Annotated in this window: 9 protein-coding genes; 6 read left to right on the plus strand and 3 right to left on the minus strand. The window is 70.7% G+C overall.

All coding sequences use genetic code 11. From position 1 onward, the window contains the following. Positions 1-26: 26 nt before the first annotated feature. Positions 27-731, minus strand: a complete 705-nt coding sequence (locus E0H26_RS02165) for a CBS domain-containing protein (RefSeq protein ID WP_131300164.1) — start codon at positions 729-731, stop codon at positions 27-29. Positions 732-1,689: 958 nt separating this feature from the next. Between E0H26_RS02165 and E0H26_RS02170 the strand changes: the two genes are divergently transcribed. From E0H26_RS02170 to E0H26_RS02190, 5 genes are all read left to right on the plus strand, one after another. Then, positions 1,690-6,375 carry a tetratricopeptide repeat protein gene (locus tag E0H26_RS02170; RefSeq protein WP_131300166.1) on the plus strand — a complete coding sequence of 1,562 codons (4,686 nt, stop codon included), beginning with the start codon at positions 1,690-1,692 and terminating at the stop codon, positions 6,373-6,375. Between the two features lie 184 nt (positions 6,376-6,559). Continuing rightward, entirely contained in the window at positions 6,560-7,492 is a 933-nt protein-coding gene (locus E0H26_RS02175) for a hypothetical protein (RefSeq protein ID WP_240741969.1), read from the plus strand. Positions 7,493-7,540: 48 nt separating this feature from the next. Continuing rightward, the gene (locus E0H26_RS02180) at positions 7,541-7,990 is read left to right on the plus strand and encodes an ABA4-like family protein (RefSeq protein WP_131300168.1); all 450 of its coding nucleotides are present in this window, start codon (positions 7,541-7,543) and stop codon (positions 7,988-7,990) included. 10 nt (positions 7,991-8,000) lie between these two features. After that, a complete protein-coding gene (locus E0H26_RS02185) occupies positions 8,001-9,197 on the plus strand; it encodes a sensor histidine kinase (RefSeq protein ID WP_131300169.1) in 1,197 nt (398 codons plus the stop codon). Beyond that, entirely contained in the window at positions 9,194-9,820 is a 627-nt protein-coding gene (locus E0H26_RS02190) for a response regulator transcription factor (protein ID WP_131300171.1), read from the plus strand. Before E0H26_RS02185 ends, E0H26_RS02190 begins: the two co-directional genes overlap by 4 nt. Positions 9,821-9,871: 51 nt before the next feature. Here the strand turns inward: E0H26_RS02190 and E0H26_RS02195 are convergent, their stop codons facing one another. Together E0H26_RS02195 and E0H26_RS02200 are read right to left on the minus strand one after the other, a co-directional pair. Continuing rightward, positions 9,872-10,381, minus strand: coding sequence for a hypothetical protein (locus E0H26_RS02195; protein WP_131300173.1), 510 nt, complete (start codon positions 10,379-10,381; stop codon positions 9,872-9,874). Further along, positions 10,371-12,173, minus strand: a complete 1,803-nt coding sequence (locus E0H26_RS02200; RefSeq protein WP_165521733.1) for a RyR domain-containing protein — start codon at positions 12,171-12,173, stop codon at positions 10,371-10,373. The genes E0H26_RS02195 and E0H26_RS02200 overlap by 11 nt, the downstream gene beginning before the upstream one ends. 314 nt (positions 12,174-12,487) lie before the next feature. Here E0H26_RS02200 and E0H26_RS02205 point away from each other — a divergent pair, with 314 nt between their 5' ends. Continuing rightward, positions 12,488-14,689: a BREX system ATP-binding domain-containing protein gene (locus E0H26_RS02205; RefSeq protein WP_165521734.1), complete on the plus strand. Its 2,202-nt coding sequence runs from the start codon at positions 12,488-12,490 to the stop codon at positions 14,687-14,689. Positions 14,690-14,696 lie beyond the last annotated feature (7 nt).

Here is a 14,696-nt window from a genome sequence, read left to right on the forward strand (position 1 = left end):
CCGGTGTCAGGAGACGCGGGTCGGTGTCAGGGGACGCGGGTCGGCTGCACGGGGAACGACGGGAAGCGGGCCAGGTCGGCATCGTCGAAGTCGAAGCCCAACTCGTTGACCACCTCGACGACGCCGCTGACCCGGGCAGCGAGCCGCCCCGCGATGTCGACCGCCGAACGCCGGTCCAGCCTCCCGGTCATGGTCACCACGCCGTCGCGCACCTCGACCCGGACGGTGCCGTCACGCACCGCCAACACCCGCCGCAGCACCTCCTGCACCACGTCGTCGCGGATGTCCGCGTCGGGACGCAGGTGTACGCGCAACAGGTCGCCGCGGGTCACGATGCCGACGACCCGACCCAGGTCGTCCACCACCGGCAGACGTTTGACCTGCTCACGGTCCATCAGCTTGGCGGCGGCCACCAGGCAGGTGTGCGGGGAGACGGTCACCGCCGGCGCGGTCATCAGCTCCCGCGCGATCCCCGCCTCGCCCTTGCGGCGCGCCGTACGCTGCCGGGCCCGCTCGAAGACCCGCCGCTCGTGCGGCTCGCCCATCCACTCCACCTTGTGCAGCAGGTCCGCCTCGGACACCACCCCTCGCACGTGCCCGAAGTCGTCCACCACCGGCACGGCACTGACCCGCCGCTCGGCAAGCAGATCGACGATCCTCCGGTACGGCGTCTGCTCCACCACCGTGGCGACGTCCCTGGTCATCACATCGCCCACCTGCCAGGCCCGCATCACGACCTCCTCTGTCGGCTTGCGAACCCACGCTATGACCCACCCATCGGGGCAGCTCAGTGCCGGCCGACCCCGATCTTCGGGACCTTGGGCCCGGGATGGCCTGAACCGCGACCGGGGGTCTCTTCGATTGGACGACAGGCAGGTGACAGGGCAGTTGCCGGAGATCGTGGACGACAACGTTCCGGCTCCAGGAACTCTCCGGCCCCGCCCATCAGGAGATCTCTCGCATGTGCGCACTGGCCTGCTCGCGGCACGGGCGAGGAACAACGTCCCGACAACAAACACAAGGCTGTCGTCATTGGCCGCCAACAGGAGTTGGTGGACGCGGTTCGGAGAGCTTCCGAGCCAATCCCGCGACTGGTCATCTCTCAACCCCGAAGCTTGATTCGGGCACCGCCCATAGTAGACCTTGGAACGTTTCCGTTAGGAGCTAACGGAAACGTTCCAAGGTCTACTGACTGCCTCCCGTGTGGTGAGACGGCACGCTCCGCCGATGGACGCGGGCGGAGGTGTAGTCCCGAGCCGGGCCCAAGGCCGCCTGCGGCTGCGCTGCCGCACCAGCAGACACCCACCGCACCCATCGACGGTCGGCTCGGGCCTCGCGGACCGGGATGCCCAGTCCAGGTCAGAATGACCGGGTTGTTGAGGGCCGCCATGTGCCGGTTCCGGTGACATCCCTCGACGCGGATCTCGGACCGGCAATTCCGTGATCGCTTTCGGCAACGCGAGCGACCATATGAGACAGTCGAACAACAGATCCTGTCAGGTTCTCGACATTGCTTGCACGTGAGCATCTGCTGGGTAGTGTGGCGATCATCTTGCTCGCCTGACGGTGATCCCGGGGAGTGGGCGGTGGGGACACCATTCGATCTTCGTTCAGGAAACGATCACCGACGCCCTCGTGCTCCCGGCAACTGTTCGGCAATGCGGTGAGAATCGGCACGGGAGGGCTCGCGTGACAACTGGTCTCGTCCTCGACGACACCGGCTTCGAGGTGCTGATCGACGGGGATCGGGTCGGGCCCCGACGGACGCTGGGTGGGGACGACGCGGCGTTGCTCGACGGGCTGGCCGCACGCTACGTACGCGCGGTGCAGGCCAACAGCGACGATGGCGTGTTCGTCGCGCTGGGCCGCGAGTTGTACGAGTGGCTGGACTCCGAGCACGGTCAACTGTCCGCCCTGCTGAAGCGGGCACCGACACCACTGGTCTTCGAGGTCCAGGGGCCGCGTACGCCATCCGACCGGGCGTGGGCGGCGTTGCGTGCGCCGTACGAGTTGTTGGCCCGGCCGGGCGGTGGGTTCCTCGTGGAGGACGAGTTGGCGCGGTTCTCCGTGGTCCGCCGGCTCGGAACACCCGGCCCCCGGCCGGCGCTCGACGGGTTCCGGTTGGGGCTGGCCTTCATGGCGGCGTCCCCACGCGGGCAGCATGAGCTGGATTTCGAGGCCGAGGAAGCGGCGATCCTACGCGCGGTCGGCGACACCCGACTCGATCTGATGGTCGAGGACACCGGTGACCCGGAGCAGTTGGCGCATCGGCTCGCCGATCTGGGCGGCTTCCCGGTGCTGCACCTGTCGTGTCACGGGCTGAACAACTATCCGGTGCAGCCGGGCCGGCCCGGTGTGCCGGTGCTGCTGCTCGAAGACGAGCTGGGTGACGGCCGCCCGACGACCGGCGCGGACCTGGTCAGGTTGCTGACGGCGATGCCCCGGCTGGTGTTCGTCTCGGCCTGCCTGACCGCCACCGCCGCCGACGCGGCCGGTCATCTGCCACCGGGTAGCGGAAAACGTGCCGGCGCCGGCCGGCCTGCCGACGGCGACGCTCTGGTGGCGCATTCGCTGGCGACCGCGTTGGTGTCGGCGGGCGTACCGGCGGTGCTGGGTTGGGACGGTTCGGTCGGCGACCTCGCCGCCATCGTCTTCGCCGAGAAGCTGTACGGCCAGTTGGGCGCGCGGGCCGATCTCGCGGTGGCGGTCGGTGACGCGCGCCGGGCGTTGTTCGAGTCGACAGACCCGGCGGTACGGACAGACTGGCACCTGGCACGGCTGTGGCTGGGGCCGACCGGGGGTGGGCCGCTGGTGGCGGGCACCCGGCGGCGGTCGCTGGTGTCGGCCGTACGCGGAATCACGACCTTCCTCAAGGGCAAGGAGCAGGTGCCGGTCGCGGCGGCGGAGATGTTCGTCGGCCGGCGACCCGAGTTGCAGCAGGCGCTACGGGCGCTGCGCGCGGGCGAGCGGGCCGGGGTTCTGCTGCACGGCCAGGGGCGGTTGGGCAAGTCGAGCCTGGCCGCGCGGGTCGTGGACCGCTTCCCGGATCGCGCGGTCGCGGTGGTCTTCGGCGACTACAGCGCGATGGCGGTGCTCGACGAAATCGCCGAGGCGGTACGCGCCAACCCGGCCGCCCGGGAGCTGATCGAACGCCGCCGGCCGGAGGTGCGCGCCCGGCCCGAGGCCCTTGAGGCGGTGTTGATCGACCTGCTCACCGGCCCGTGCGCCCAGCCCGGCGACGGTCAGCGTCCACTGCTATTGATCATCGACGATCTGGAGCAGATCCTCGAACCCGACCCGACCGGCCCGCACCGGCTGCTGGCCGGGGCCGCCCCGATGCTGGCGGCGGTGCTGCGCGCGTTCGACCCGGCCGAGACCGACAGCCGGCTGCTGCTGACCAGCCGCTACCTGTTCACCCTCGGCGGGCTGGAGTCCCGGCTGGAACCGGTGCAGCTACGTCCGCTGTCCAGCGTGGCCCAGCGCAAACTCCAACGCCGGCAACAGGCACTCACCCCACCGGACCGGCAGACCGAGCGGGCCGAGTTGGCCCGGCGGGCACTCACCGCCAGCGGCGGCAACCCCGGCCTTCAGGATCTCATCGGTCGGCGGCTGGTCTACGGCGAGCAGGTGACCCTGGAACGGGCCGATGCGGCGGTGGCCGGCCTGGAGGCGTACCTGCGCCAGGGCGACCTGCCCTCGGACGCCGACGTCCGCACGTTCCTGGAGAACCTGGACCTGGACGAGCTGCTGACCGTGGCCGGGCCGACGCACGTCGCCCTGCTCCGGACGGTCACGCTGTTCGACCTGCCGGTGCCGGCGCCGGTGATCGAGGTGCTGGCCAGGCAGACGGGCGGGTCGACGACCCGGCTGCGTGGGCTCGGACTCCTGGACGTCTTTCCCGACGCGTACGACCCGCAGCGTCCCGCCATGGCCGCCAACCCGTTGGCCGCCGGGCGGATCGATCCGCTCACCGCTGACGAGCACACCACGCTGGCCGCCCTGGTGGTCGAGCCACTCTTCGCCGCCTGGGGCGACGTCTCGAACCATTCCAGGCGGGGCGCGGCCCTGGATCTGCAACTGACCCGACTTGCTCTTGCCGCCGACGATCCGGTGGTCGTCGCCACCTGCGCCGCATCGGCTGTGCGGGCGCTCCGCACCGGCCGGGCGATAAACGCGTTCCACCTCGGGCGGGAGGCGATCGCACTGCTCGACCGGCACCACACACCGGTGCCGACCATCCTGCTCCGCCGGGTCGCCGATGCGGCCGTGACCAGCGGCGACGGCGACGCGGCGGGCGGACTGTTCGACCGTGCGCTCCGGCAGGTGCAGGACGAGGGTGAGCAGGATACCGACCCGCTGGAGCAGGCCCGGGTCATCGCGGAGCGGGCAGAATTCCTGCGGGAGCGGGGCGAGCCGGAGCAGGCCGAGCAACTGTTCCGGCGTGCGCATGATCTGTTCACGGCGGCCGGATCGGAGCAGGAGGCCGCCGCCGCGATGGGCGGGATCGGTGACATCCACTTCCGCCGCGGCAACTACGACGAAGCACTACGCATCCGCCGCGAGATACAACTACCCGTCTACGAGCGCCTCGGCGAAACTCGCGAAACCGCCATCTGCCACGGCAAGATCGCGGACATCCTCTATCAACGCGGCGACTACGACGAGGCACTACGCATCCGCCGCGACGTCGAACTACCGGTCTACCAACGCCTCGGCGAAACCCGATCCACCGCCATCACCTGGGGACAGATCGCCGACATCCTCCACCAACGCGGCGACTACGACGAGGCACTACGCATCCGCCGCGACGTCGAGCTACCCGTCTACGAACGCCTCGGCGAAACGCGATCCACGGCCATCACCTGGGGACAGATCGCCGACATCCTCCAACATCGCGGTGACTACGACGAGGCGCTACGCATCCGCCGGGAAATACAGCTGCCCGTCTACGAACGCCTCGGCGACACGCGGGAAACCGCCATCTGCCACGGCAAGATCGCCGACATCCTCTTCCAGCGCGGCGACTTCGACGAGGCACTGCGCATCCGCCGGGAAATACAGCTGCCCGCCTACGAACGCCTCGGCGAAACCCGATCCACCGCCATCTGCCACGGCAAAATCGCCGACATCCTCTATCAACGCGGCGACTACGACGAAGCACTACGCATCCGCCGCGACGTCGAACTACCCGTCTACGAACGGCTCGGCGACACCCGGTCCACCGCCATCTGCCACGGCAAGATCGCCGACATCCTCTATCAACGCGGCGACTACGACGAAGCACTACGCATCCGCCGCGACGTCGAACTACCCGTCTACGAACGGCTCGGCGACACCCGGTCCACCGCCATCACCTGGGGACAGATCGCCGACATCCTCCACCAACGCGGCGACTACGACGAATCACTACGCATCCGCCACGAAATCGAACTACCCGTCTACCAACGCCTCGGCGACACCCGGTCCACCGCCATCTGCCACGGCAAGATCGCCGACATCCTCTATCAACGCGGCGACTACGACGAAGCACTACGCATCCGCCACGAAATCGAACTACCCGTCTACCAACGCCTCGGCGAAACGCGATCCACCGCCATCACCTGGGGACAGATCGCCGACATCCTCTATCAACGCGGCGAGTACGACGAGGCACTACGCATCCGCCGGGAACTACAGCTACCCGCGTACGAACGCCTCGGTGACACCCGGTCGACCGCCATCTGCCACGGCAAGATCGCCGACATCCTCTTCCAACGCGGCGATCACGAGGAAGCACTACGCATCCTCCGGGAACGACAACTTCCGATCTACGAACGCCTTGGCGACACCCGATCCACGGCCATCACCTGGGGACAGGTCGCCGACATCCTCCACCAACGCGGCGACTACGACGAAGCACTACGCATCCGCCGCGACGTCGAACTACCCGTCTACGAACGCCTCGGCGACACCCGATCCACGGCCATCACCTGGGGACAGATCGCCGACATCCTCCACCAACGCGGCGACTACGACGGCGCCGCCGACCTGCACCGCAAGCGGCTAGAAGTGCACCAGAATCACGGAGACCTCGACGGGATCGCAGGCGCGAAGTGGGGGCTAGCGCAAGTTTATATTGAGCGGCGGGAATACGATTCGGCATTTTCGCAATTGGTCGAGGCGTTCCAGATTCTCGTCCAACTGCAACGCCCCGACGGCATTGCCGTCGTGGGTGGCACCCTCGGCTGGCTGTTGGCCAGCGCGGGCCGGATCGATGAGGCTCGACTGGTACTGGAGGGAAGCCTGGCTGCCGCCCAAAAAATCGGCATGACTGACCGCGTTCGGGCGATCAGCGAGTTGCTGGGAAGTCTTCCCGAAGAGGGTGCGGCGACGTAACGACACCCCCTGGACCGCCCGGCGATGCCAGCCGGACGCACCAGCAGCTCGTGGGGGGCATGGTGTACGCCGGCCGCCCTCCGCCGTTCTCCTACCTGGGTAGGAGGTGGTGGCCAGACCAGGGGACGCGATTGGGGCCGGCGGTCGGGCGCGACGCGGCACCGCGCCGAACAGCATCTGACGCATGACTGCTACCTGTTCGCGCCGGGGCGTGACCTGGCACCGTCCACTGATGGTCTTCGTCTGGGCGATGGCGGGCCTCGCCGTCGTCTGCGCCGTCGGCATCGTCGCCGACGGGCGGGTGTTGACCGGCGCGCCGATCTGGCTGAAGCCGTTCAAGTTCGCGGTGTCCCTGGCGTTGTACGGCGTGACGCTGGCCTGGATGCTCTCCCTGCTGCGTTGGCGGAGCCGGATCGCGGAGTGGGCGACCACCGTCATCATGGCGATGGCGGTGGTCGAGATGGTCGTCATCGTCGGACAGGTGTTGCGGGGTACGACCAGCCACTACAACGTGACCAGCCCGCTGAATGCCGTGCTGTGGATGCTGATGGGTACGGCGATCATGGTGCTGTTCGGGGCGCACCTCGTCCTGTCCGTGGCGGTGCTGCGGCAGCCGATCGCGGACCGGGCCGGCCGGTACGCGATCAGGCTGGGGTTGGGGCTGGCGCTGCTCGGCATGCTGGTGGCGATCCCGATGGTGTTGCCCGGTCAGGCGCCCGGCGTCGAGGGGATCGCCGGTGCGCACAGCGTGGGCGTGGCCGACGGTGGGGCCGGGTTGCCCCTGGTCGGTTGGAGCAGCACCGGCGGGGACCTGCGGATCGGCCATTTCGTGGGGCTGCACGCGATGCAGGTGCTGCCGGTCCTGGCGATCCTGCTCGGCCGGTACGGCGGTGACCGGCTCGGCGGGCGTACCCGGGCGCGGTTGCTGGTCGTCGCGGGCACCGCGTACGGGGGGCTGACGGTCCTGTTGACCTGGCAGGCGCTGCGCGGGCAACCGCTGCTGCGGCCGGACGCGCTCACCCTGGGCGTTGCCGCGGCGCTGCTGGTGGCGACGGTGACCGCCGCCGGCCTGGTGCTGGCCAGTGGCCGCAAACCCGAAGTGGCGCTGGCGGCGTGAGCGAGCGGAACATCAGGTGCACAGCCGACCGTAAGAAGGAGAGCAGGCATGACCGAGGTTCTGTTCACGCTGACGTTCGCGGTGGCTGCGCCCTTCTGGGTGCTGATGATCCTGCTGCCGAACTGGTCGGTGACCGCCCGGATCATCAAGTCGCCGTTGATGGTGGCGCCCGGCCTGCTGATCTACGCGGTCCTGGTGCTCCCCGCGCTCGCCGAGGTGCTGCCGGCCGTACTGTCGCCGACCCTGGACGGGGTGCGTGAGCTGCTGGGTGGGGCGGTCGGCGCGGCAGCGGGCTGGGCACACATGATCGTGTTCGACCTGTTCGTCGGTCGGTGGGCGTGGCTCGACAGCCGGGAACGTGGCGTGCCGTCGCTGATCATGGCGCCGGTGCTGGTGCTCACGATCCTGCTCGGGCCGCTCGGCCTGGCCGCGTACCTGATCATCCGGGGCAGGTGGACGCGGCCGGCGACGCCTCGCCCCGCCGCCGCCGAGCGCTAGGGTGAGCCGCGTGGGGTGGGTGGGGCGGCTGTTCGACGCGCGGGACAGCTTCGTGCGGATGGTCCTGCTCGTCCTCGCGGGCCTCGGTTACCTGATCTTCGTCCCGCTCGGTGGCGCGCGACCGACCGCCCTGCAATGGGCCCTCGCGGTGCTCGCGTTCTCGCTCGGACTGGTGTTCCACCGCCGGCCCCTGGTCAACCTGGTGGTGCAGACCGCGCTGCTGGCCGTGGCGATCCGGCTGCTCGACGACACCACGATCAACCATGTCGGTGCCAGTTGGGCGTTGCTCGAACTGACCATGCGGGCCGACCGGACCCGGACCATCTGGCTGGCCGCTGCCGGGCTGGCGGTGGTCGACCTGACCGACTCGATCGGCGGCCCGCTGCCACGTTTCCTTACCGGTGTGGTCGGGCTGCTGCTGGAGGTCGGCGTTCCGCTGCTGCTCGGGCTGGTCGTCCGGACCACCCGCGAACTGGGCCAGCAGGCGCAGCAGCGGGCGGCGGAGGAGCAGCGCCGCCGGGAGTCGGAGGCCCGGGCCGCCCGCGCCGACGAACGCAGCGCCATCGCCCGCGAGCTGCACGACGTGGTCGCGCATCACGTGGCGTCGATGGTGCTACGGGTCGGCGTGGCCCGGCATGTGCTCACCGACCTGGATCCACGGGTGGGCGCGGTCTTCGACGACGTGCACGGCACCGGCACGGCGGCCCTGGCCGACCTGCGCCAGCTGGTCGCCGTGCTGCGCGACCCCGACGGGGTACGCGGCGACGCGGCGCTGACCGCGATCGAACCGTCGGCGCTGCCGGCCGCGCTCGGCGCGGCGGTGGACCGGGCCCGTCAGGCCGGGGTCACCGTGGAGGCCGACATCGACCCGGCCATCGGTTCGATCGACGCGGTACGCGGCCTGGCCGTACTGCGCCTGACCCAGGAGGCGCTGACCAACGTGGCCAAGCACGCCGGCACCTCCGCCGTGGCCCGGCTGACGGTCCGGTTGGTCGACGGGGCGGTGCACTGGGAGGTCGCGGACAACGGGCGGGGCTCGGTGCCGGCCCGGGTGCCGGCCGGCGGCGGCCACGGCATCCCCGGCATGCGGGAGCGGGTCGAGGTGCTCGGCGGCCGGTTGGCGGCCGGGCCGATCGGCGACCGGTCGACGGGTACGGGCTGGCAGGTGCGTACCGTACTGCCCGCCGCACCGGAAGGGGCCTCATGATCCGCGTACTGCTGGTCGACGACCAGCACCTCATCCGCGCCGGCCTGCGGATGCTCTGCGACGCCGCGCCGGACCTCGACGTCGTCGGCGAGGCCGACAACGGCCGCGACGCGGTGTCGCTGGCCGCCCGGCTGCGGCCCGACGTGGTGGTGATGGACCTGCGGATGCCGGGCGTGGACGGAATCACCGCGACCAGCCGCATCCTCGCCGACCGCCCCACCACCCGGGTGCTGGTGCTGACCACGTTCGGCGACGACGACCACCTCTATCCGGCCCTGACCGCCGGGGCCTGCGGATTCCTGCTCAAGGACGCGCCCCCCACCGACCTGCTCGACGGCATCCGCCGGGCCGCGGCCGGCGACAGCCCGTTCAGCCAGGAGGTACTGCGGCGGCTGGTGCACCGGGCGGTGCGCGCCCGCGCCGACGCACCGGAGCCGGTCGACGGGCTGACCGCCCGCGAGCAGGCGGTGCTGGAGTTGGTCGCCGAGGGCCTGTCCAACGCGGAGATCGGCGAGCGGCTCCACATCGGCGTCACCACCGTCAAGACGCACATCACCAGCCTGATGACCAAGACCGGCAGCCCGAACCGGGTACGCCTGGCCCTGTTCGCCCGCGGCGTCTGAGGACGGGCCGGGCCGTCGGGCCGCCGCCCTCCCGGACGCGGACCGCGACCGTCAGGGCCGGCGGTCGGCGCGGCGGGCCTCGGCGGGCCAGAGGACCGTGGTCGGGATGCCCCGCTGCCGGGCCTCGTCGACGGTCCGGTCGGTCGAGGCCGCATGGCAGCCCGGTATCCCGTCCCAGACCGCCACCAGCCGGTCCGCCCGGCTCAGTAGCTCCCGGTTGGCGGCCAGGTAGGCGGCGGTGTCGGAGTGCCGGTACCCGGTGTGGATGACCCGGGTGGCTCGCGCCAGCAGCTCGTCGAAGTCGGCCCGGCTCGGCTCGACGATCGTGTCGCGGTAGTCCAGGGCGGGCAGGATCACCTCGTACGTGCCGCCGGTGGCCAGGACCACCCGCGCGAAGATCTGGTCGGTGCCGGCCGCCAAACAGGTGACGCCGTGCACCGGCCGGTCGCTGATCCGGTCCAGTTCGACCCGCAGCGCGTCGGCGATCGGCCGCTCGCTGCCGGGGGCCAGGTGGATGTGACCCGCGATGCCGACGCGAAGCGGGCTGTGCTCAGCGACCATCGGCTGCTCCTGGCCGTTGTGCGGGTACCGCGGCGGTCAGCCGGATCAGTTCGAACCCGCTGTCGGACAGCACGTCCGGCAGGGCCCGGATCTCCTCGCGGTTCTGCTCCTGCACAGCGGGGGTCAGGTCGTCCCACGGCCGCAGCTCGGGATGTCGCTGCCGGACGTCGTCCCGCGGGTCACCGTACGTCCAGCCTTCCGCGCGCCGTTCCCGGCACCACCGTTCGTGTTCGAGGCGGGCCAGTTGCTCGATCCGGTCGGCGATGGCCTGCCCCGCCGCCGAGGCGTCCCCGGTGTGCCCGTGCCGGGGTGCGACGACACAGCCGAGGTTGAGCAACTTGGCGGCGATGTCCTGGACGTGGCTGCGGTTGGCGCGGCGCAGTGACTCGGGCAGCCGGGACCAGTCCACCATCGCCGGGGCGTCTCCGAGACGCACTCCGGCCCGCTGCCGGGCGTGCAGATACCGCTCGTGGATCTGTTGGGCCAGCCGCTCGGTGAGGTCCTCGGCGATGAGTCGGGCCTCGCAGGCATGGGTCAGCACCGGGTAGAGGCACAGCTTGCCGTGCACCTCGTCGAGCAGGTCGTGCCGGGAGTCGCCGTGGAAGGCGGCGGCGAGCGCGGCCTGCCGGTAGACCGGCACGAAGACGCTGCTGCGGGTGCCCTGCCAGAGCGCGGGGGTGTCGAGCGCGAACTGTAGGCCGGAGTCCTCGTCCGGCCCGCAGAGGTAGATGCGGTCGTAGCCGCCGGCGGCGAACTGCGCCAACCCGGTCAGTCCGTCGATGTCCAGGTCGTACGCCGTCACCCGGCAAACGGTACTCAGGAACGGGTAACGCGCCGAGACGAGGGCGAGTTCGGCGCTGGCGTCCGGTGCCACCAGATCCACCCGCAGCGGCGTACCGGCCAGGTCCGGCCGGGTGTGCTGCGCCCGCCAGTGCCGGACCGTCTCCACCAGCAGGGCGCGACGGAAGCTGCCGTTGCCGGCGATCAGCACCGTCGTGGCCCGGCCCCGCGCCGGTCGCAGCGGATGGTGCCGGTGCAGCGCGCGGGCGGCGATGTCGTCGACGTGGAAGTAGTCCAGCCGCAGCCGGCTGGAACCGGCGGCGCCGAGCCGCCGCGCCTGCAACGACAGGCACATCTCCGGATCGTGGACCTGGACGTAGACCCGGGGTGGGTGCCGGCGGTCCTGGATCAGTCGGCTGGCGGTGTTGGCGATCGCATGGTTCAGGTCATCGTCGTGGGTGCAGGCGTAGATGGTGTGTGCCCGGGGCAGGCCGGCGCCGCGCAGCACCTCGACACTCGTGGGGTCGCCGATGACCCCGAGGTACCGGCGGCGGCGGTACTCCAGCGGCCCGAACGGTTCGGAACGCACCACGACCACCCGCTCGCCATCGGCGAAGAGCCGGTCGGCGAGCATCTGGGCGAACTGGGAGTCACCGCAGACCAGCACGTGACCGCTGGCCCGCCGGGCGCGCAACCGGCGGATCTCGGCGGCCAGCAGCAGGCGGGCCGCCTCGGCCACGGCGAGCAGGGTGAACAGCGGGGCGACGAACCGGGCGACCTGCAACTGCCACGGGTAGGGGCCGGGCTCCTCGAAGGGTTCGGCGCTGAGCACGAAGAGTTGCAGCGCGTAGTAGAGCACGTCGTAGGAATCGTGAATGGCCTCCGGTCGCACCGTACGCAGGCGGTCGAACCCGAGGTAGCCGAGGACCAGGGCGACCACTCCGATGACGCCGAACACCGCCCGCAGCCACCAGGCGGACGGCCGGCCAAAGCCGGAGGCCGGGTACGTCATGAAACGGTGTCCTCCTCCGGAGGGCCGTGTGCAGGCGAACCGGCCAGGTGGGACGGCCCCGGTGCGCGGTGCGGCCACCGGGTTGCTCCCATGCGCCAATGGTATTGGACGCAGTCGATCGCGAAGACGTCCGGCATGCCCGCCGATCGGCTCTTTTTTGCAGGTGAGCCCCATCTGTGCCCGACTGGGGGTCCGCCTGGATGGCTACCGACGGCTACGATTTGAGGACGTTCCAGTGGCGGCCTGCACGGGGAACCGGCCTCCGGCGTGGGACTGCCTGGTGCCCAGACCAGAGCTACCGGAGGATCAGGGCAATGGACGCAAACGAAGATCCGCCGGCGGTCGGCCCGGTCAACCCGTTCTCCCCGACGGCGGTGGCCCGCGTGAGCGAGGGTGGCGCGCTCGCCACCACCGTGGTCACGGTGGCCATCCGCGACGCTCTCGCCCACCTGGACAACTACCTGCACACCGGCAACGGCGGAACGGTCGCCGTGGTCGGTGACTACGGCACCGGCAAGACCCACCTCGCGGCCGAGTTGCTGGCCCACGCCCGGCGCGACACCACCCGGGCGGGTCAGGCCGTGTACCTCGACGCGCCGGCCGACACGTTCCTGTCGCTGAGCCGCCGGTTCCTGGGCCGGCTGTCCCGCGAGGCGGTACGCGCCCTGGTGGACGACTACCGCGCGGCGTTGGCCGCTACGGCGACCGCACCCGATGGCCCGGCGACGCCCGACGATGAGCGGACTCCGCCGGGTACGCAACTGCTTGCCGAGCGGCTCCGTGACGAGTTGGCCGAGGTCACCACCGACCCGGCCTTCGGCACGGTGCTGGCGATGCTGATCGATCCGGCCACCGAGGCGATGGCCTGGGACTGGCTGATGGGCTACCCACCGGGGCCGGCGCTGGTGAGCGTCGGGGTCACCGCGCGGACGGACGTGGAGTCCGGCGCGGTGGAGACGATGGGTGTGCTGGCGCTGCTGTACGCGCGCCGACACGAGCGGTTCGTCCTGGTGCTGGACGAGTTGGACAAGATCCTCTCGGCGGCCGGGCGACCGGGCGACGAGACGCTGGCCCGCTTCTCCAAGATGATCGGCGTCTTCGGGTCGGCCGGGGCGCTGCTGGTGATCGCCGGGCTACCCGAACTGCTGCACCTGCTCACCCCGCAGGTCCGCCAGCGGATCGGGCCGATCGTACGGATGTCGGCGCTCAACGCGCAGGACGTGCGCGACTTCATCCGGCAGAGCCAACTGCGGGCGTTCGGCCAGGCGAGGCTGACGCCCTTCACGGTGGAGACCACCGAATACCTGACCAACCTGACCGACGGTGTGCCACGTCGACTGATCCGGCTGTGCTATCACCTCTACCAGCGGGCGATGCAGGACGGCACCCCGGTCACCCACCGCATGGTCCGGGAGGCGGTGCGGATCCAGTTCGACCTGGCCAGCCGGCAGGACGTCGCCGCCGACGTACGGCGGGTGCTCACCCAGGAGGGCTGGTCATACCAGCGGGACCACCTGATCGGCTCGCTGCGGGATCTGCCGGTCGACTTCTGGGTGCCGCTGGACGAGCAGGGCGCGGGCTGCTGCGTGCTGCTGACCGAGTCGGTCCTCAAGGCCGAGGAGGTCGACGAGCTGAACAGTCGGGTCGTGGCGATCCGGGCGGCGGTGCCGGACAGCGAGGTGATCCTCGTCGTCGTCGGGCACCTGCCGGCGGAGTTCGCCGTGGACCTCACCGAGACGTTCAGTGTGGAGCCGATCGTCCACGATCCGCAGACCTTCGCCGAGGATCTGTCCGGCAGCGTCAAGGCGTCGATGCGCCGGCTGGAGCAGGCGCTCGGCGAGGACGCGCTGACCTCCGTGCGGCAGCGGGTCGAGCGCATCCAGCGCCAACAGACCAACGCCCAGCGCTCGCTCGAACGGCTGTCGTACCAGCTTGACGAGATCCGGGGTGACCTGCGCCAGGATTCCCGAGGGACGACGCACCGCGACGCGGCGGCGTCGGCGCACCAGACCGATGTCGGCCTCGCCAGCCCGCTGCCGGGCCGGGTGGCCCGGGTCTTCGCCGAGGCGATGCGGGCGCTCGACCAGCTCACCGGCTTCGAACGCCACCTGCGTGACGCGTTCGCCCCGTGCCGGCCAGAGCCCGGACGCACCTCCGGCGAGGCGGTGCCGCTGCGCTCCGGCCTGCGGTCGCGCGACGTGCAGCGGGCGCTGGGCACGGCGCTGGTGCTGCGGCGGTTGATCGAGGCGTTCCGTGCCGGGGTCGAACAGTGGTACGTCAACCATCGTCGTGCCCCCCATCCGGCCGACCTGCACCGGTTGGATCGACTCTGCGAGACCTACGACGGGATCGCCGAATATCTACCGTTGTTCCAACTGGACCTGCTCGACGACCTGGCCCTGCCCGACGGTGGCGGTACGGTCGAGCCGGCGGACCGGTCCCTCAACTGGTCGGAGGCGCGATCGATGTTCGACGGGCTCAGCGGCCGGGTACGCCGGCAGGTGGTCGACGGCTGACCCGCCG

Origin of the sequence: Micromonospora zingiberis (assembly GCF_004331455.1) — a bacterium.
Lineage (GTDB): Bacteria > Actinomycetota > Actinomycetes > Mycobacteriales > Micromonosporaceae > Micromonospora > Micromonospora zingiberis.